We start from the raw sequence: 18467 nt of genomic DNA on the forward strand, positions 1-18467 counted from the left end.
ACTTCCACATGGAATATTTGTTTTTCGCACGCAAGACGCTGAAAAAATTGGGCAAAATCCTTGTTGCATCCTATGATGGCGCCTTCCCGCAATAGGCAATCTGTTCGGAGTCATCATGCAAGTGGATGGAGTTCTGGGGTATCTGGCCAAGATCACCCGTTTCGATCGCAGTGCATTCACCCCGCTCTTCATCGGCCCGCACCTGCTGGGCTGCGTCAACCAGCTTTGGTTGGAGCGCCTGCTACTGAGCGAGGCATCCTTGTTCCGCCGCCAGCCGGCAGGCTTGGTCTGCATGGTGGAGGGCGATTACGCCGCCATCAGCACCCAGTTGCAGGCGGCAGCGCGTCGCTGGCATGAGGCCGGCTGGCTCAATGGCTGGCGCAATGAAAACTTCACTGCCTTTCTCGCCGATGGCTCGCCGCTGTTCGAACTGGAGCGTGCAGCCTTCCGCCCGCTGGGGCTGACCAGCCGTGCCGTGCATCTGAATGGTCTGACCCGCACGCCTGGGGGCGAGGTACGCATGTGGGTGGGACGGCGCAGCCCGGACAAGGCGGTCGACCCCAATCGCATGGACAATCTGATGGGTGGCGGCATTGCTGCCGGCGAATCCATCGAGCTGGCGCTGGAACGCGAAGGCTGGGAAGAGGCCGGCATTCCGGCAGACCGGCTGGAGCTGTTGCCACAAACTGGCCTGCTGCTGGCCGAGCGTCCCGTCCAGCGCGGCCTGCATCGCGAATGGCTGCATGTCTACGATTTATGGCTGAAGCCCAGCGAGCTGCCCTGTAATCAGGATGGTGAAGTAGCCGAGCATGTCTGTCTGTCGCTGCGAGAGGTGGAAGAGCTGCTGGTGGCCGAACGGTTCATGATCGATGCCGCACTGGTGGCGACCGACTGCTTGCTGCGCCTGGGCTACTGGCAGCAGCACAGTGCTGACATTGCTGCCGCCATGGCTGGCGTGTGCCACCCCTTGGACTTTGCCATTCATGCCGGCGTTTGATTGAGGCCCGGCGGCATTTTCAGACAATCTCTTTTTGAGGCGGGGCAGTTTCTGGCATGATGGTGCGAAAATCTATAGATATAGTGTCCAGCATCATGAGGAGAGAGGGAAATGTACCGCCTGCGCCTGATTTCGCGCGATTTTGGTGTCGATGACAGTGGTCCATGGCACTCGACGCACGACCAGGCGCGCAAGGCTGCCAAGCTGATGTATCTGCTGTACAAGCGAGAAATCCGCGTAGAGATACATCGGGTGGTGGATTTGCGCAGCCGTAAAATGGAAAAAGTGGAAGAGCTGCAATAAAGCAGCCACTGCAAGTTTTTTGCAGGCCTGCCCTGCTTGTCCCCGTCATAACCCTCTGTTTTCCGGAGTTTCTGCTGTTTTCCATATTAGCCGCCAGCCAGTTGATGAAAATAATTTTCAAAATTCAACTGCCTGAAAGGGCGACTTTCCATATTTCGGAATCTTCACCAATACTGTTAAGACGATGCTTGCTAGAAAAATGCGAATTTCCACGTATCTTCGCGGGAAGCTCTAGCTGGTGACATGACTTGTTCCATCCTGCTTGTCGCATGCCCACCACATAGTGGCTGACATGACTAGCAAGCAGCAGATTGGACGGTCGTCTTCAATCCTTGGCAGTGGGAAAGTCATGCGCTCATTTTGGCTGTTGTTCGTCTGGCTGTGCCTGATGGCCAGTCCTATCGCCAGTGCGGCCGCGCCGCCAGCCGGTGGGGCGGTGGCTTTGCAACTGCGTGCGCAAAATGTGTACAGCGTGCAGACGCTGGAGCTAGCTGCAAGCGAGGCCGAATGGCTGCAGCACAAGAAGCGCTTGCGCTTGGGGGTTGCCGATGATTTTCCTCCTCTTGATATCAGTAATGCCGGCGGCAGCTTTCAGGGGCTGAACGCCGATGTCTTCGGCTTTGTCAGCAGCAGGCTGGGCCTGCAGCCCGAGGTCTACCGTTATCCCAGCCCGCAGCTGGCGCTGCAGGCACTGCAGCGCGGTGATATCGACCTGCTCAGCAGCAGCGTTCTGCCCGGCCTGGAAACCGCAGGGGTGAGCCTGAGCCAGCCGTATCTGGAAGACCTGCCCATCCTGGTTGGCTATGGCGAGCCCAATCCGCATAAGCTGCGCATTGGCATGCAGCACCTTTATCATTCCCCCAGCTTGCTGCGCGAGCGCTATCCGGAAGCCGAAGTGAGCGACTATACCTCGGTGGCGGAGGGCTTGTCGGCGCTGGCGGCGCATCAGATCGATCTGTTCTTCGGCGATGCCACCGCCATCAATTATGTTGCCAATCAGAACCTTGTTGACGATCTGAAAGTCATCCAGCGTTTCAGCAAGCACAACAGCCTGGCCTTTGCCATGCAGGCCCGCCAGACCTTATTGCGCCAGGCGCTGGACAAGGCGCTGGGTCTGATCCACGAACCGCAGCATCAGCAGTTGATTCAGCGTTGGAGTGGTGGGACGCTGCTGTTGCAACCGCATGTCTTTCCCATCGATTTCACCCCAGAAGAAAAGCAGTGGCTGAAGCAGCATCCGGTGCTCAGGGTGGCCGCCGGCCATAGCTTTGCCCCCATTTCCTTTTTCGATGATCAGGGGGTGTGGCGGGGCGCCAGCGCCGAGCTGCTGGAGCTGATCGCCCAGCGTCTGGGTGTCAGGCTGGAAATCCGCAAAGCGCATTCGCTGGAAAACATTCTCGAGATCATGCGTCGTGGTGAGGCTGATCTGACCACGCTGCCTATCCGCAATGTCGGCAGCGCCGACAATCTGCTGTTTTCCGAGCCGCTGACCCCGCTTTCCTACAATCTGGTGGTACGGACCAACACCGACCCGCCGCAGGCCGTGGCCGACATGCGCAACAAGGTGGTGGTGGTCAATCGCGGGCTGGTCAAGGCCATGCAATGGGAAAAGATCTTCCCTGGAGCCATTTTCAAAGAGGTCAACAATCCGGTTTCCGCATTCGACATGGTGGAAAACGGCAAGGCCGACATGGCGCTGGTCGCCACCATGAACAGCCGCTACTACCTGCCGTTGTTGTTCAACGGCAAGTTGCGCGAGGCGAACATTACCGGTCTTCCCGGTAATGTGCTGTCGCTGGCGGTGCCGACCGATCATCGCATCCTGCTGTCCATCCTCAACAAGGCGCTGTTCAGCATCGGGCCGGAGAGCCTCGACAACCTGTTCAATGAACGCTGGCGCACCAATGTGGGGGCCAGCAACCAGAGCTGGTATGACTACAGCCTGGGCCTGATCTATCTGGTGATTGCCGTCGCCAGCCTGCTGCTGCTGGTTTCGCTGATGTGGAACAGCCGCTTGCGCAAGCAGATCGCCAAGCGCCAGACCGCAGAGAAGGCACTGAGCGACCAGCTCAACTTCATGACCACGCTGATCGATGTCACTCCCTATCCGGTCTATGTGCTGGATCGCAAAGGCCAGTTGCTCAGTTGCAACGAGCATTATCTGCAGGCGCTGACCCTGACCCGCGAAGAGGCCATGAGCCATCGCGACAATATCGGCGGGATTATCGACATCGACGACACCTCCCGCTCCACCCTGGCGCAGGATTACCAGCTGGCCATCGAATACGGCGTGCCCATCCAGCGCGACCGTGAAGTCATGCTCAACCGCCAGCATATTTCGGCCTTTCACTGGATCCAGCCCTTCCGCGATACCGAGGGCGTGATCCGCGGTGTCATCTGCGGCTGGATAGACATCAGCGAACGCCGCCGGCTGATCGAGGAGCTACAAGCCGCCAAGGAGCAGGCAGACAAGGCCAGCCAGGCCAAAACCACCTTCCTGGCCACCATGAGCCATGAAATCCGTACGCCGATGAGCGCAGTCATCGGCATGCTGGAGCTGGCCTTGCGCCAGGCCGACCATGGCGTGGTAGATCAGCCTTCGCTGCAAGTGGCCTATGATTCGGCACAAGGTCTGCTGGGCCTGATCGGCGATATTCTCGACATCGTGCGTATCGAATCCGGCCATCTCAGCCTGAATCCAGAACCCTGTAATCTGCTGGAGCAAACGCGTTCGGTGATGCGCATTTTCGACGGACTGGCCAGAGAGAAGCAGCTGGGGCTGTTTCTGGATGTCGATCCGGCCACGCCGGTACAATGGCAGGTCATGCTCGATCCGCTGCGTTTCAAGCAGATCCTGTCCAATCTGCTCAGCAATGCCATCAAATTCACCCAGCAGGGCAGTGTCACCGTGCGCGTACGCCAGAGCGTGCTGCCGGATCAGCAATTGCTGGTCCAGATACGGGTCACCGATACCGGCATCGGCATCTCCGCCGAAGACCAGCAGCGGCTGTTCCTGCCGTTCGGGCAGGCTGTTGCTTCGCAGCGTAATGTCCAGAGCGGCACCGGGCTGGGGCTGGTCATCAGCCGCACTCTGTGCGAAATGATGCAAGGCTCGCTCACCCTCAGCAGCCGCCCGTATGATGGCACCCGGCTGGATATCGAATTGCGCTTGCCCTTGTCCGAACAAGCCTACGTCGAAGTGGATGCGACACCGGCCGCCAGCCTGCAGGCCGGGCAAGCTGACAAGCTCAGGCTGCGTATTCTGGTGGTGGACGACAATGTGGCAAACCGGCTGCTGCTCTCACAGCAGCTGCGTTATCTCGGCCATCAGACCGATGTCGCCGCCCACGGGCGCGAAGGCCTGATCATGTGGCAGCAGGGACGATTCAACGTGGTCTTTACCGACTGCAATATGCCGGAAATGAATGGCTACCAGCTGGCCCAGGCCATTCGCCAGCAAGAGGAGCAAGAGCAACTCTCCCCCGTGCTGCTGCTGGGCTTTACCGCCAATGCGCTGCCGGACGAACGCGAACGCTGCCGTGCCGCCGGCATGGATGACTGCCTGTTCAAACCCATCAGCCTGGCCGGCCTGCGCAGCTGTCTGCAGCAGCACATGCATGGCCGCATCAGTGAGGCCGATGCCGGGCAGGACGCGGGCTACAGCCTGGACGAACTCTCCTTCATGGAGGCCGAACAATTGCAGCAATTGCTGGGGCATCTGCAACAGGGCCTGCAAGACGACATGGACTCGCTGTGTTCCCTGGTCTTGCTGGGCAATGCCGCTGGCGTCGGGCGCATTGCCCACCAGATCAAGGGTGCCGCCCGCATCATCAATGCCAGCCAGGTTATCGCTTGCTGCCAGGCCCTGGAAGAGTATTGCCGCCAGCATGAGGAGATTGGCGAGCAGCAAGAAGAAGTGCAGGCACTGTATGCTGCCATCCCCGATTTGCTGGCCGTGTTGAGCCAAGAGCGGGGGCAGCTGGCCTGAGTTGCCTGGCATCAGTCACTCCATGACCACAGCCGGTGGCAGCGTCCCCGGCTGTTATTGGTAGTATTGATAAATATTGTCATTTAAACTGCAAGCACACGCCGTTTCTCCCGCTGCCGGCATCCATGCTGATGGCTACGCTGCTGCCGGCACTGCTCATGGCCCGAGTGGCCTGCCCGTTCAACTGCTGGAAGGACCTTCCCCATGCAAGGCAAACAAAACATCATCGATCTGCTCAACACACTGCTGGCGGGAGAACTCACCGCTGTCGACCAATACCTGCTGCATGGCGAAATGTATGCCGACATGGGCTTGCAAAAGCTGGCAGAAAAGGCCCTGCACGAATCGGCCCATGAGCGCGAACACGCCCAGGCCATCATCCAGCGCATCCTGTTTCTGGAAGGCAAGCCCGACCTCAGCAAGCGCGAAGCACTGCAAATCGGCAGCACGGTGCCGGAAATGCTCAAGTCCGATCTGGCCGTGGAATACAAGGTCACGCGTGAGCTGAAAAAGGCGATTGCCCTGTGCGAACAGGAAGCTGACTATGTCAGTCGCGAAATGCTGGTGGTGCAGCTGGACGACACGGAAATGGACCACGCCTACTTCCTGGAAAAGCAGCTGCGCCTGATCGAGCTGACCGGCCTGGCCAACTACCTGCAAAGCCAGATGGCATAAGGACGCATCATGAAAGCCGACAAAACCGTTATCAAACTGCTCAACCAGCTGCTGCGCAACGAACTGACCGCCATCAACCAGTATTTCCTGCACGCACGCATGTTCCGCAACTGGGGGCTGCAACGCCTCAACGACTACCAGTACAAGCAATCGATTCGGGTGATGAAAGAGGCTGACGAGCTGATCGAGCGCATCCTGTTTCTGGAAGGCCTGCCCAATCTGCAGGATCTGGGCAAACTGCACATCGGTGAAACCGTCGAGGAATGTCTGCGTAGCGACCTGCGCTATGAAACCGACGTACAGCGCCCGCAACTGCTAGCCGGCATCGCCCATTGTGAAGAGAGGCAGGATTATGTCAGCCGTGAACTGCTGCAAGAGCTGCTGGAACACTGCGAAGAAACCATAGACTGGCTGGAAACCCAGCTCAGCCTGATCCGCGATGTCAGCCTGGCCAACTATCTGCAAAGCCAGATCGGCGAGTAATCTGATTGACCCGATTTGGCTCTTGAGGTGTCAGGAGCCAATCGCCCTTTATTATCCTGCGGTACTGAAGTTGCTGATGCAGCTCTACGATCCCGCGCTGTCCAATGCATATGGACATGATTTTTACCTTAACCTCTTAATCTAATCGTTCTGTCTGCTAAGCGGCTTGGGAGTACGCTGTGCGAGGCCCATGAGGTGTCTAGGGCGCAGGGGGCGATTCAAGTCAGGCTAGCTGAAAAAAACAGAGACTGATTTAAATCAGTAGGGACATGACTGCCCAAGGTCGCAGCACAGTGTGTTGAAAAGCCGTCCCGAAGTCGTCCCGAGAAAGAGTGAGTGGGAGATTTTCAGAAAGTATCTACTCTGAAATCGTTGTCAGCACCTGATATTCACGCTTTTGCGGAAAGTGAGCTGTGCGTTGAGAGCGGTGCAGATGTCGCATCAGGTTGTTATCGCCACAACACATTCTTCGAAAGAAAATGGGAAGAATTTGGGCGTGCCGATGTCAATGAAGGAGCAGGGGCACTTTGGGGGGATGAGGTATGGACGGCTGGTCGGGAAATGCTGGGCGTCCCCCAGGAAGTCTCCCTGAGGTATTTTTAGTGCGATGACTTAGAGTTTGATCACTCTAAGTGATTGAATTTGTTGGCGCACCCGACAGGGATCGAACCTGTGACCTTCAGCTTCGGAAACTGACACTCTATCCAACTGAGCTACGGGTGCGCTGTGATATTGCTATAAAGCAGGGCGGATCATAGCGCAAAGGGCATGTCCGAGTCCAGTGTATGGTTTTTGCCTTGCTTCACGGCTTACCGTATAATCCCTCCCATCTTAATTGTCATTTTTTTCAGGCGAGGCTCGAATGAGTAATGAGAACGGAATGGCTCCCGGTCAGATCATCAAGGTCCTGATTGGCGTCGTTGTGGGTTTGGTAGTGGCGATCTGGTTGCTGGCCAAGCTGGCGACTGGTGGTTACAACGTTGATGCCGAGGTCATGACCAAGGAGGCTGTTGCCGCTCGCCTGAAGCCGGTTGGCGAATCGAAAGCCAGCGACGCCCCTCCGGGCATGCGTAATGGCGAGCAGGTATTCAAGGCGATTTGCATTTCCTGTCACGGCCAGGGCCTGGCTGGTTCGCCCAAGTTTGGTGATGCTGGTGCCTGGGGTGCGCGCATCGCCAAGGGCTGGGATACGCTGACGCAACATGCACTGCAAGGCTTCAATGCCATGCCGGCCAAGGGTGGCGCTGCTGACCTGACCGACGACGAAGTGAAGCGTGCCGTGGCCTATATGGGCAATGCGGGGGGTGCCAAGTTCACCGAACCGCCGGTTGGTGGCGCGGGTGCACCGGCTGATCCGGCTGTGGTGGGCAAGAAAATCTATGAAACCGTCTGCACCAACTGTCACGCTGCTGGCGTGGCCGGTGCGCCGAAGTTTGGCGACAAGGCTGCCTGGGCTGAGCGTACCAAAGTAGGTATGGACGAAGTGGTGAAGATTGCCACCAAGGGCCTGAACGCCATGCCGCCCAAGGGTGGTTTTGGTGGCAGCGATGCGGAATTCCGCGCTGCTGTCGAATACATGGTGAATAACGCCAAGTAAGCAGAAATCTCTGCCAATGAAAAACGCGCTGCTTGCAGCGCGTTTTTTTTATGCCTTTCTCCGGGGAATCAGCTATCGGCTGGCTTGGTTTTTTCGGCCAGCATGGCGGAGAGGCTGGCCAGCTTGGACTTGCCTTCGCTTTTGCTGACGATGGGTTCGGCGCCTGGCCGGCCAAAGTGGCGCAGATCGCCGCCATCGATCTCGGCAATAAAGCGCGATGGCTCGACAAATTGCCACTCGCCGGCACGGCGGCGCTTTACGCAATAGGTGAGGGTGAGCATGCGCTGGGCACGGGTAATGCCCACGTACATCAGCCGCCTTTCCTCTTCCACCATGCCGTTATCCACTGATTCGCTGTGCGGCAGAATGCCTTCTTCGGTTCCTACCAGGAAAACATAGGGGTATTCCAGGCCCTTGGAGGCATGCAGGGTAGACATCTTGATGGCGTCGACCTCGCCTTCGTCGCGGCCTTCCAGCATGGTGATGAGGGCAATGGTCTGCGACAGTTCGATCAGGTTCTTGCCGTCGGCCTCCCCCTTGCGTGCCAGCCAGGCAACCAGTTCCAGCACGTTCTTCCACTTGGTTTCGGCAATGCGCGGGCTGTCTTCGCTGTCGTACAGCCAGGCTTCGTAGTTGATGGCCTTGACCAGCTCCATGGCCAGCTCGCCGGCGGGCTCGCGGGTGGCGCGGTATTGCAGGCGGTTGATGAAGTCGCAGAACTGGCTGAGCGGTTCCAGCTGCGCGGTTTGTACCTGTACGCGAAAGCCGGGTTCGAAGGCGCTGGCAAACAGGCTCTTGCTGCACTGACCAGCCCAGCCGCCCAGCTTCTCCAGGGTGCCGGTGCCTACGCCGCGCTTGGGGGTGGTCACCGCGCGGATAAAGGCCGGGTCGTCGTCCGGATTGGTGATCAGGCGCAGATAGGACAACACATCCTTGATTTCCGGCTTGTCGAAAAAGCTCTGACCACCCGCCATCTGGTAGGGGATGCGCTGGTTACGCAAGGCCTGTTCAAAAATGCGCGCCTGATAGTTACCCCGGTACAGGATGGCGTAGTCCTTGAATTCGGTGCGGTATTCGAATTTGTGGGCCAGCAGGCGCTGTACCACGATTTCTGCTTCGTGCTCTTCGTCCTTGCATTGCACCACATGAATCGGCTCGCCCAGGCCCAATTCGCTCCACAGCTGTTTTTCAAACAGCTTGGGATTGTTGGAAATGACTGAATTGGCGGCACGTAGAATCCGGGCTGTGGAGCGGTAATTCTGTTCCAGCTTGATGATTTTCAGCTGCGGGAAATCCTGCTGCAGCAGACGCAGGTTTTCCATATTGGCTCCGCGCCAGGCGTAGATGGACTGGTCGTCGTCACCCACGGCAGTGAATTGGCCGCGCACCCCGGCCAGCAGCTTCACCATCAGGTACTGGCAGGTGTTGGTGTCCTGATATTCGTCGATCAGCAGATAGCGCAGCTTGCCCTGCCATTTGAGCAGGACATCAGGGTGGGTCTTGAACAGCTGCACCGGCAGGCGGATGAGGTCGTCAAAATCCACCGCCTGGTAGGCAGTCAGCGTGTCCTGATAGGCCAGATAAGTGCGGGCGCAGATGCTTTCCCATTCGCCCTGTGCTTCTACCAGCATCTGGTCCGGGCCTTTCAGGTCGTTCTTCCATAGTGAAATCTGGCTTTGCACCTTGCGCACTTCGTCCTTGTGCGTGGTTTTCAGGATGTCGGCGATGATCTTGCCGGAATCGAAGGCATCCAGAATGGAAAACTGCGGTTTGTAGCCGAGATGCGGCGCTTCCTGGCGCAGGATCTGCATGCCCAGCGAATGGAAGGTGGACACGGTAATGCCACGGATTTCCTGTGTGGAGAGCAGCTTGCCCACCCGTTCCAGCATTTCGCGTGCCGCCTTGTTGGTAAAGGTGATGGCGGCGATATGGCGGGCAGGAATGTTGCCGTGACGGATCAGGTGGGTGATCTTGTAGGTAATCACGCGCGTCTTGCCCGAACCGGCCCCCGCCAGCACCAGCAAGGGGCCGTCAAGGTGATGAATGGCTTCGCGCTGCGGCGGATTGAGCTGAGGTGCGGACATGGACGGAGTTCCGGCGGTGAGGCTGGACGCGAGAAAGCCAGAGCGGCTTCCGGGCGGCGTAGCATCGTGGTAACCAAGGCCGTGCATTGTAGCATGGGGTATCATGAGACTATCCGCGGTCGGGCCGGCACGAGCTGCCGCATTGTCAGAGGTGAAGATGGCGACATACGCAATTGGCGATATCCAGGGCTGTTTCGGCCCCTTTCAGCAACTGCTGCGACAAATCGAATTCAACCCCGGCAAGGATACGCTGTGGCTGACCGGTGATCTGGTCAACCGTGGTCCGGAATCCTTGCAGGTGCTGCGCTGGGTATTCCAGCAGCAAGACCGGGTGCAGATCGTGCTGGGTAATCACGACCTGCATCTGCTGGCGGTGTCCGAAGGCTTTGGCAAGCTGCACCGCAGTGATACGGTGGATGACATCCTGAATGCGGCTGACGGCAAGGTATTGCTGGACTGGCTGCGCTGTCAGCCACTGATGATTGCCGAGCAAGGCTATGCCATGGTGCATGCCGGCCTGTTGCCAGAGTGGAGCATAGACAAGGCATTGCGCTTGGCTGAAGAAGTGGAGGACGGCTTGTCCGGCCCTTACTACCGCGACTTCCTGTCACGGCTGTATGGCAACAAGCCCACCCGCTGGGCTGACGACCTGAAAGGCGCCGAGCGGCTGCGCGTCATCGTCAATGCCATGACGCGCATGCGTTTCATCACCCGGGAAGGGGAAATCGACCTGGCCTACAAGGGCGAGCGGGACGGTGCGCCGGCCAACCTGATTCCTTGGTTCGAGGCCAAGGGCCGGCGCAGCAGCCACACGCCCATCATTTGCGGCCACTGGTCGGCACTGGGCCTGCATGTGACCGAAGACATCCTGTCCATCGACAGTGGCTGCTTGTGGGGCGGTAGCCTTACTGCACTTCGGCTTGAGGATCGACAGACTTTTTCGCTGCCGTGTCCGGCATATCGGGAAGTGGCAGCCTGAGGCCCAGGCTGACTTCACGGAAAGCGTGCTCCGACAGGGCGAAGCGGGTGGTCAGCTCGCCTTCGCCCGCCTTCAGCGGCTGGCCGTAAGTCAGCGCAACTTCCATGGCCGGCTGCGCCAGTATCCGCTTGATGCTTTGCCAGAAGGTGGTATCACCGGCGTAAGCCGGGGCGGTGGTCAGGCTGCCATCTGGCAGCTGGTAGCGCATCGACACCGGCTGCACGGTACTGCGCGAGGGCAGGGCGGCTTCGAACAGCGAGGCCTTGAACGGCAGGATGCCGGTGCCTTCCGAGGTGGTGGCCTCCGGAAACACCGCCATGCAACTACCCTTGCCCAGCGCATCGGCCAGCAACTGGTTGACGCGGCTGGCATCGCGGCGATTGCTGCGGTCGATAAACAGCGTACCGCCAGCATTCACCACCCAGCCTATCAATGGCCAGGAGCGGATTTCACGCTTGGCGACAAAGCGCGACACGGTGCAACTGCTCAGCACGAAGATATCCAGCCAGGACACATGGTTGGCCACCAGCAGGGTATTGGGTGGGTAAAAGCCCGGATTCACACCTTCAACGCGCACACTGATACCGAGTATTTTCAGCAGATGACCCGACCAGCGGCGCGTGACGACGGCGCGCTCTGCCTGGGCCAGGCGCGGATAGCGGGTGGCAACGATGAAAATGCCCAAGGCAATGTGACAGACCAGGCGCAGCAAACGGCTGGCACGGGTGAGGTAAGACGTAGTGGCGGTAGACTTCAAGGTGCGCGGCGCTTCATGTGCGGGGTTGAATGACCAGCCACTCTAGCATGGCTGACACAGCGGGCAATAGTAGGAACTCCTTTGACCTTGCCGTATCTGCCGAATCGGGCTGCTGCAGATGCGACAAGCTTGCTCCTGCCGGTCGTAAACATAGTAGTCCTGCTGAAAGTAGCCAGACTTGCCCTCGGTGTTGACGAAGTCGCGCAGCGTGCTGCCGCCGGCCTCGATCGCCAGCGCCAGTACCCGCTTGATTTCCGTTGCCAGGGCCTGGCAGTCGGCCCGGCTCAGCTCGCATGCGGCCCGGGTGGGATGGATGCCGGCATGAAACAGCGATTCGTTGGCGTAGATATTGCCCACGCCAACCACCACGTGATTATCCATGATGACCAGCTTGATGGCCGCGCTGCGCTTGCTGATGGCGGCGTGCAGCACATCACCGTTGAAGTCGTCTGTCAGCGGCTCCGGTCCCAGTGCCTGTAACAGGGGATGAAACTCCAGCGGTCCCACATGCCACAGCATGGCGCCGAAGCGGCGCGGGTCGCGGTAGCGCAGCACATGGCTGCCCAGCTTCAGGTCGATATGATCATGCTTCTGTACCGGGGTGGTGGCCGGAACATAGCGCAGGCTGCCGGACATGCCCAGATGGATCAGCAGGGAACCACTATCGAAATGGATGATCAGGTACTTGGCACGACGCGTGACTGCGCGTACTGTCAAACCGGAAAGAATGGCATCCAGTTGTGGCGGCACCGGCCAGCGCAGGCGACCGTCACGTACGATGGCACCTTGCAGCGTGGCACCGTCAAGATAGGGTGCCACACCACGGCGGGTCGTTTCGACTTCAGGCAATTCAGGCATGCTGCTTTTGCTTTCAGGACAAGATTGACTAGATCAAATAACCGAGCGTGCTATTCTACGCGTTCAACCGGCACAGACTCCATGCGAATGAAACCGCTGAATCGACCTATTTCCTTGTTGCTGGTGCTGCTGTTGTCAGCCTGCACCACCTTGAAATCCCCCTTGCACTCCAGTGCGCCGGCCCAAAGCAATGCAGAAGCGGCTGACGACGAACCGGCAGCCAGCGCCGATGACAATGCCAAGCTGCCCAAGCAGGAACTGACCCCGCAAATCGTCTATGGCGTACTGGCCAGCGAAATTGCCGCCCAGCGCGGCGCGGCCGGCTCGTCTGCGGTGACCTATCTCGATCTGGCCCGCCAGACCAAAGACCCACGGCTGGCTCAGCGCGCTGCCGAGTTCTCCCTGTTCGCCGGTCAATTGAAAGAAGCATCCGATTCGCTAGCCTTGTGGATGGAACTGGACCCCAGTTCGCAAGTCCCGCGCGAGCAGCTGTTCATCACCATGTTGCGTTCCGGCAAGCTGGCGGAAAGCGAGCCGCTGGTCGAAGATCTGCTCAAGCGTGAGCCGCAGCGGGCACCGGACATCTTCGTGCAACTGGCGCGGCTGACGGCCCGCCAGTCTGACAAGCAGGCGGCATCAGCGATGGTCAATCGTCTGGCCAGTCGCTATCCCGACCTGCCGGAAGCCCGTTTCGCCGTCATCGCCGTGGCGGCCGAGATCAATGATGATGCCACCATCCAGCGCGAGTTCGACCGGCTGGCGCAGATCGCCCCCAAATGGGACCTGCCCGTAGCCTGGCAGACCGACCGGCTGCGCCGCATCAGGCTGGACCAGGCCATCGACTTCCTGCAGCACGAGCTGCAGCGCCGCCCCGATGCCGGGCTGGAGCTGCGCACGGCGTATCCGCGCCTGCTGGTGGGGGCCAAGCGCTTTGCCGAAGCACGCAGCGCTTTCGAAGCCCTGCTCAAGCAAAACCCTGACAATCCGGAGCTGCTCTACGCCACCGGTCTGCTGGCTTATCAATTGCGCGACCTTGATGCTGCCGACCAGCGCTTGACTGCCGCCCTGCAGCAGAAACACCCGGAAACCGATTTTATCCGCTTCACCCTGGGTCAGGTTGCCGAAGACCGCCAGGACAAGAGCGCTGCATATCGCTGGTATGAAAGCGTGGGCAAGGGGCAGCAATACCTGCCCGCACAAGGCCGGCTGGCCGCACTGGATGCTGCCGATGGCAAGCTGGACCAGGCGCTGCAGCGGCTGGCACCGCTGGGCGAGGGCGAGCAGGAAAAAGTGCAGGTGGCCATGCAGCAGGCCGAAATGGCACGCAATGCCAAGCGTTACGATCTGTCCTACCGCATTCTGACTCAGGCGCTGGAAAGCTGGCCGCGCTCACCCGAGCTGCTATACGACCGGGCACTGGTTGCCGACCAGTTGGGCAATCTGGGCGATGCCGAGCGCGACCTCAAGGCCCTGCTCAAGGAAAAGCCGGACGATCCACAGGCACTCAATGCCCTGGGCTATACCCTGGCCAATCGCAGCAGCCGCCATCAAGAGGCACTCGGCTATATCGAGAAAGCACTCAAGGCCGACCCGGACAATCCAATGATCCTGGACAGCATGGGCTGGGTACTGTTCAAGCTGGGCCGCAGCGAAGCCGCACTGAAATACCTGGAACGCTCCTACGCGGCGATGCAGGACAGCGAAGTCGCCGCCCATATGGGCGAGGTGATGTGGAAGCTGGGGCGCAAGCAGGAAGCCCTGAAAGTGTGGAACCGTGCCCTGGTGCGCGATCCGGGCAATGAGGCGCTGCAGGATGCGCTCAAGCGTTTCCGCCTGCCATGAAGAGTCGGCTCGCTCTGGCCCTGCTGGCCGGCAGCCTGCTGTTGGCGGGCTGTGCCACGGAAACGGTATTCCGCCCGGCTGGCACGGCCAGTGCCGCCACGCAGGACCGCCCCTTTACGGTAAGCGGCCGCATTTCCATCAATATGGATGGCAAGGGTTCGGTCGGCCAGTTTGACTGGGCGCACCAGCCGGAAGCCGACCAGTTATCGGTAAACAGCCCGCTGGGCAGCACGGTGGCGCAATTGCGGCGTGATGGCACCGGTGTCACCTTGCTGGCCGATGGCAAAAGCTGGCAGGCCGCCAATGTCGAGGACCTGACCCACGATGTGCTGGGCTGGACCCTGCCGCTGGGCAATCTGGTGTGGTGGATACGCGGTCTGCCGGCACCGGATGCGCCCTATCAGTTTGCCCGCGATGGCAGCCTCGACCAGCAGGGCTGGACCATACGCTTCGTCAGTGATGCCGATGCCCCCGGCCTCTATCCCAAACGGGTAGAAATGCAGCGCGACAAACTTACCTTGCGTTTGTTGCCGCAAAACTGGCGCTAGCTGTTAATCGTCTTTTCCGTTTTATTTCCGGATGAATTCCCGCATGTCCCCACAATTTCACAGTTATCCCGCGCCGGCCAAACTCAACCTGCTGCTGCACATCGTCGGCAAACGCGCTGATGGTTATCATTTGCTGGAAACGGTATTCCGCTTCATCGACTACAGCGACACGGTGGAACTAGCCGTGCGCGACGATGGCCAGATTGTCTTGCTCAACCCGATTGATGGCGTGGCACCGGCGCAGGACCTGACGGTACGAGCGGCCCGTTTGTTGCAGCAAGCAAGCGGCTGCAGCCTTGGCGCTGCCATCCGTTTGACCAAGCGCATCCCCATGGGCGGCGGTTTGGGCGGTGGCAGTTCCGATGCCGCTACGGTTTTATTGGCGTTGAACCGGCTGTGGCAAACAAATTTTTCACGTGAAAAATTAATGGAGCTGGGTTTGTCGCTGGGCGCGGACGTTCCTGTGTTCATTTTTGGCAAAAATGCGCTGGCGACCGGGATTGGCGAAAAACTGAATGAAATCAATCTGAAACCCGCATGGTACGTGGTCATTCACCCCGGTGTTCATGTGCCGACAGCAAAAATCTTTCAGAATTTTGCCGGAAGGGTGTTGACAGAGGAAGGCACCATCAGCATAATGCGAATCCTCGAAACAACGCAGCAACGACGAAACGCGCTGCAGCAAGTTGTTTCAGAGATGTACCCGGCGGTGAATGAAGTACTGAGCGAGTTGAAAAAATATGGTTCGCCGCTGATGACTGGTTCAGGAGCATGTGTGTTTCTGGAGTGCCAGTCAGAGGAAGAAGCCGATAAAGTTTATCAGGCAATGTCCGTAAAATATAAGGGATTTGTTGCAAAAGGGCTGAATAGCCACCCCTTGCTGGACATTGAATGAAAGTTTATTGGGGAGTCGCCAAGTGGTAAGGCACCGGATTTTGATTCCGGCATTCGTAGGTTCGATCCCTACCTCCCCAGCCAAGACTTTCTCTCAATAGAGAGAGCATGAAAAAAGCGTGTAAGAATCCCTTACACGCTTTTTCTTTATCCTGCTAAGGCAAATGGAATCATGGCGTCATACGACAGTTTGATGGTATTTACCGGGACCGCTAACCCGGAACTCGCTCAAAACGTGGTCAAGCATCTGGATATCTCCCTCGGCCGCGCCGATGTCGGCAAGTTCAGCGATGGCGAAGTCGCCGTTGAACTGCTGGAGAATGTCCGTGGTCGCGACGTGTTCATCCTGCAGTCCACCTGTGCCCCCACCAATGACAATCTGATGGAAATCCTGACCATGGCTGACGCGCTGAAGCGTGCTTCTGCCGGCCGGATTACCGCAGCCATTCCTTATTTTGGCTACGCCCGTCAGGACCGTCGTCCGCGCTCGGCGCGCGTACCGATCTCCGCCAAGCTGGTCGCCAACATGCTGACCAGCGCCGGTATCGACCGTGTACTCACCGTCGATCTGCACGCGGACCAGATCCAGGGTTTCTTCGACATCCCGGTGGACAACGTCTACGCTACCCCGGTGCTGCTGAAAGACATCCGTGCCCAGCGCATTGACGATCTGATCGTGGTCAGCCCGGACGTGGGTGGTGTGGTACGTGCCCGTGCCATGGCCAAGGCACTGAATACTGACCTCGCCATCATCGACAAGCGTCGTCCCAAGGCCAATGTGGCCGAGGTGATGAACATCATCGGTGATGTATCCGGCCGTACCTGTCTGATCGTGGATGACATGATCGACACCGCCAATACCCTGTGCAAGGCCGCTTCCGCTCTGAAAGAGCGCGGTGCCCAGCGTGTACTGGCTTATGCGACCCATGCGATTTTCTCCGGCCAGGCCGTGGATCGCATCAAGAATTCCGACATCGACATGGTCGTTGTCACTGACACCATTCCGTTGACTGCACAGGCCCTGGCCTGCCCGAACATCCGGGTTGCCAGCATCGCCGGCCTGCTGGCCGAGACGCTGCGCCGCATCAACAACGAGGAATCGGTGTCCTACCTCTTCAATGAGGAACTGGTTTCGTCGGGCGCCTGCCTGCCGTAACATCAGGCCCGCTGGTCGCGGCGGGGCTGGTGCCTTTAACTTGAAATACTGGAGCTTTACATGGCTTATGAATTGATCGCCGCCAAGCGCGAAGAGATGGGTACTGGTGCGAGCCGCCGCCTGCGTCACGCTGGCAAACTGCCGGCCGTGGTATACGGCAATGGTGCTGCTGAGTCCATCGTTCTGGACCACAACACCGTATTCTACGCACTGAAGGAAGAAGCTTTCCACTCTGCGATTCTGGATCTGGTTATCGACGGCCAGAAGCAAGCTGTCATCCTGCGTGACTTCCAGAACCACCCGTACAAACAGCAAGTGATGCACATTGATTTCCAACGTGTTGACCTGAGCCAAAAAGTACACGTAAAGATTCAACTGCACTTCATTAACGCCGACCAGTCGGACGCCGTTAAGCTGCAAGGCGCCAAGATCAGCCACATCATCAATGAAGTGGAAGTTCGCGCACTGCCGGGCGACCTGCCGAAGTTCATTGACGTTGACCTGTCTGCCATCAAGGTAGGCGAAGCTGTACACCTGTCCGACCTGAAACTGCCGGCCGGTGTTGAAATCGCCGCCCTGGTTCGTGGCGAAGACGCAGCCATTGCTCTGGCCAACGCCTAAGCATTAGTGCTTGTTTGACAAGGGCTCGTTGTGAGGCTACCCGCCCGCAGCGAGCCTTTTTATTGGAATTCTCGATCATGTCTGCCATTCGCATGATTGTCGGTCTGGGCAATCCCGGCCCGGATTACGAAAAGACCCGTCACAATGCCGGCTTCTGGCTGTTGGACGAGCTGTGCTGGAAATACAAGGGCAACTGGCGTACCGAGGGCAAGTTCCACGGTGATATTGCCCGCGTCCAGATCGAAGGCCAGGATATCTGGCTGCTCAAGCCGCTGACCTTCATGAACCTGTCCGGTCAGGCCGTGCTGGCGCTGGCACATTTTTACAAGATTCTGCCCGACCAGATCCTGGTGGTGCATGACGAGCTGGACTTGCCACCGGGCACGGCCCGTCTCAAGCAGGGCGGCGGCCATGGCGGCCACAACGGCCTGAAAGACATCGCCGCACGGTTGAGTTCGCCGGCTTTCTGGCGCCTGCGCCTGGGCATCGGCCATCCGGGCGACCGCAATGAAGTAGCCAATTTCGTGCTGAAAAAGCCGCGCGCAGAAGAGCAAGGCGCCATTGATGACGCTGTGCTCAAATCACTGAATTATCTGCCGCTGGCCATTGCCGGCAATATGGCGATGGCCATGAAAGAGCTGCATACTGCAGCCAAGTAATGAACCGGGCCGGCGCAAACGGCCCG

General features: G+C 58.8%; 16 protein-coding genes and 2 tRNA genes. 14 read left to right on the top strand and 4 right to left on the bottom strand.

The features are described 5' to 3' along the window. The first annotated feature begins 115 nt into the window (after nt 1-115). The 5 genes from DBR44_RS03665 (at nt 116) to bfr (DBR44_RS03685) (ending at nt 6446) form a co-directional block, all read left to right on the top strand. Nucleotides 116-997 (top strand): DUF4743 domain-containing protein, encoded by an 882-nt coding sequence (locus tag DBR44_RS03665; RefSeq protein ID WP_124642183.1) that lies wholly within the window; start codon nt 116-118, stop codon nt 995-997. A 111-nt stretch (nt 998-1108) separates the two neighbouring features. Further along, nucleotides 1109-1300 (top strand): hypothetical protein, encoded by a 192-nt coding sequence (locus DBR44_RS03670; protein ID WP_124642184.1) that lies wholly within the window; start codon nt 1109-1111, stop codon nt 1298-1300. A gap of 349 nt (nt 1301-1649) precedes the next feature. After that, nucleotides 1650-5288, top strand: a complete 3639-nt coding sequence (locus DBR44_RS03675; RefSeq protein ID WP_158613553.1) for a transporter substrate-binding domain-containing protein — start codon at nt 1650-1652, stop codon at nt 5286-5288. 204 nt (nt 5289-5492) lie between these two features. Then, a complete protein-coding gene (gene bfr / locus DBR44_RS03680) occupies nt 5493-5963 on the top strand; it encodes a bacterioferritin (protein WP_124642188.1) in 471 nt (156 codons plus the stop codon). Between the two features lie 9 nt (nt 5964-5972). Beyond that, nucleotides 5973-6446: a bacterioferritin gene (bfr, locus tag DBR44_RS03685; RefSeq protein ID WP_124642191.1), complete on the top strand. Its 474-nt coding sequence runs from the start codon at nt 5973-5975 to the stop codon at nt 6444-6446. A gap of 646 nt (nt 6447-7092) precedes the next feature. Here the strand turns inward: bfr (DBR44_RS03685) and DBR44_RS03690 are convergent. Then, a tRNA-Arg gene (locus DBR44_RS03690) sits at nt 7093-7169 on the bottom strand. Nucleotides 7170-7326: 157 nt separating this feature from the next. On the opposite strand from DBR44_RS03690, the gene DBR44_RS03695 reads away from it, so the two are divergent. Beyond that, a complete protein-coding gene (locus DBR44_RS03695) occupies nt 7327-8043 on the top strand; it encodes a cytochrome c5 family protein (protein WP_233578346.1) in 717 nt (238 codons plus the stop codon). A gap of 68 nt (nt 8044-8111) precedes the next feature. On the opposite strand, the gene DBR44_RS03700 is transcribed toward DBR44_RS03695, so the two are convergent. Beyond that, nucleotides 8112-10127 carry a UvrD-helicase domain-containing protein gene (locus DBR44_RS03700; protein WP_124642195.1) on the bottom strand — a complete coding sequence of 672 codons (2016 nt, stop codon included), beginning with the start codon at nt 10125-10127 and terminating at the stop codon, nt 8112-8114. Nucleotides 10128-10284: 157 nt separating this feature from the next. On the opposite strand from DBR44_RS03700, the gene DBR44_RS03705 reads away from it, so the two are divergent. Further along, a complete protein-coding gene (locus DBR44_RS03705; protein WP_124642196.1) occupies nt 10285-11106 on the top strand; it encodes a symmetrical bis(5'-nucleosyl)-tetraphosphatase in 822 nt (273 codons plus the stop codon). Here the strand turns inward: DBR44_RS03705 and DBR44_RS03710 are convergent. Further along, complete coding sequence (locus tag DBR44_RS03710; protein WP_124642198.1) at nt 11033-11863, bottom strand: 1-acyl-sn-glycerol-3-phosphate acyltransferase; 831 nt, start codon at nt 11861-11863, stop codon at nt 11033-11035. The two genes, DBR44_RS03705 and DBR44_RS03710, sit on opposite strands and share 74 nt — an antisense overlap. A gap of 42 nt (nt 11864-11905) precedes the next feature. Next, the gene (gene mutM, locus DBR44_RS03715; RefSeq protein ID WP_124642200.1) at nt 11906-12721 is read right to left on the bottom strand and encodes a bifunctional DNA-formamidopyrimidine glycosylase/DNA-(apurinic or apyrimidinic site) lyase; all 816 of its coding nucleotides are present in this window, start codon (nt 12719-12721) and stop codon (nt 11906-11908) included. Nucleotides 12722-12808: 87 nt separating this feature from the next. Here mutM and DBR44_RS03720 point away from each other — a divergent pair, with 87 nt between their 5' ends. From DBR44_RS03720 to pth, 7 genes are all read left to right on the top strand, one after another. Beyond that, nucleotides 12809-14563 carry a lipopolysaccharide assembly protein LapB gene (locus DBR44_RS03720; RefSeq protein WP_233578348.1) on the top strand — a complete coding sequence of 585 codons (1755 nt, stop codon included), beginning with the start codon at nt 12809-12811 and terminating at the stop codon, nt 14561-14563. Continuing rightward, the gene (gene lolB, locus DBR44_RS03725; RefSeq protein ID WP_124642203.1) at nt 14560-15111 is read left to right on the top strand and encodes a lipoprotein insertase outer membrane protein LolB; all 552 of its coding nucleotides are present in this window, start codon (nt 14560-14562) and stop codon (nt 15109-15111) included. Before DBR44_RS03720 ends, lolB begins: the two co-directional genes overlap by 4 nt. A 43-nt stretch (nt 15112-15154) precedes the next feature. Continuing rightward, entirely contained in the window at nt 15155-16006 is an 852-nt protein-coding gene (gene ispE, locus DBR44_RS03730; protein WP_124642205.1) for a 4-(cytidine 5'-diphospho)-2-C-methyl-D-erythritol kinase, read from the top strand. An 8-nt stretch (nt 16007-16014) separates the two neighbouring features. Beyond that, nucleotides 16015-16089: transfer RNA gene (locus DBR44_RS03735), tRNA-Gln, on the top strand. A gap of 88 nt (nt 16090-16177) precedes the next feature. Then, nucleotides 16178-17161: a ribose-phosphate pyrophosphokinase gene (locus tag DBR44_RS03740; RefSeq protein WP_124642207.1), complete on the top strand. Its 984-nt coding sequence runs from the start codon at nt 16178-16180 to the stop codon at nt 17159-17161. A 60-nt stretch (nt 17162-17221) separates the two neighbouring features. Then, nucleotides 17222-17782 (top strand): 50S ribosomal protein L25/general stress protein Ctc, encoded by a 561-nt coding sequence (locus DBR44_RS03745; protein ID WP_124642209.1) that lies wholly within the window; start codon nt 17222-17224, stop codon nt 17780-17782. Between the two features lie 74 nt (nt 17783-17856). Next, the gene (gene pth / locus DBR44_RS03750; RefSeq protein ID WP_199730975.1) at nt 17857-18441 is read left to right on the top strand and encodes an aminoacyl-tRNA hydrolase; all 585 of its coding nucleotides are present in this window, start codon (nt 17857-17859) and stop codon (nt 18439-18441) included. The last annotated feature ends 26 nt before the right edge of the window (nt 18442-18467 follow it).

This window comes from Aquitalea sp. FJL05 (genome assembly GCF_003852595.1).
Classification (GTDB): Bacteria; Pseudomonadota; Gammaproteobacteria; order Burkholderiales; family Chromobacteriaceae; genus Aquitalea; species Aquitalea aquatilis.

Excerpts from the sequence above, each read along its gene's own strand:
- DBR44_RS03665 (WP_124642183.1), top strand. The coding sequence starts at position 116 with ATGCAAGTGGATGGAGTTCTGGGGTATCTGGCCAAGATCACCCGTTTC.
- DBR44_RS03670 (WP_124642184.1), top strand. The coding sequence starts at position 1,109 with ATGTACCGCCTGCGCCTGATTTCGCGCGATTTTGGTGTCGATGACAGT.
- DBR44_RS03675 (WP_158613553.1), top strand. The coding sequence starts at position 1,650 with ATGCGCTCATTTTGGCTGTTGTTCGTCTGGCTGTGCCTGATGGCCAGT.
- bfr (WP_124642188.1), top strand. The coding sequence starts at position 5,493 with ATGCAAGGCAAACAAAACATCATCGATCTGCTCAACACACTGCTGGCG.
- bfr (WP_124642191.1), top strand. The coding sequence starts at position 5,973 with ATGAAAGCCGACAAAACCGTTATCAAACTGCTCAACCAGCTGCTGCGC.
- DBR44_RS03695 (WP_233578346.1), top strand. The coding sequence starts at position 7,327 with ATGGCTCCCGGTCAGATCATCAAGGTCCTGATTGGCGTCGTTGTGGGT.
- DBR44_RS03700 (WP_124642195.1), bottom strand. The coding sequence starts at position 10,127 with ATGTCCGCACCTCAGCTCAATCCGCCGCAGCGCGAAGCCATTCATCAC.
- DBR44_RS03705 (WP_124642196.1), top strand. The coding sequence starts at position 10,285 with ATGGCGACATACGCAATTGGCGATATCCAGGGCTGTTTCGGCCCCTTT.
- mutM (WP_124642200.1), bottom strand. The coding sequence starts at position 12,721 with ATGCCTGAATTGCCTGAAGTCGAAACGACCCGCCGTGGTGTGGCACCC.
- DBR44_RS03720 (WP_233578348.1), top strand. The coding sequence starts at position 12,809 with ATGAAACCGCTGAATCGACCTATTTCCTTGTTGCTGGTGCTGCTGTTG.
- lolB (WP_124642203.1), top strand. The coding sequence starts at position 14,560 with ATGAAGAGTCGGCTCGCTCTGGCCCTGCTGGCCGGCAGCCTGCTGTTG.
- ispE (WP_124642205.1), top strand. The coding sequence starts at position 15,155 with ATGTCCCCACAATTTCACAGTTATCCCGCGCCGGCCAAACTCAACCTG.
- DBR44_RS03740 (WP_124642207.1), top strand. The coding sequence starts at position 16,178 with ATGGCGTCATACGACAGTTTGATGGTATTTACCGGGACCGCTAACCCG.
- DBR44_RS03745 (WP_124642209.1), top strand. The coding sequence starts at position 17,222 with ATGGCTTATGAATTGATCGCCGCCAAGCGCGAAGAGATGGGTACTGGT.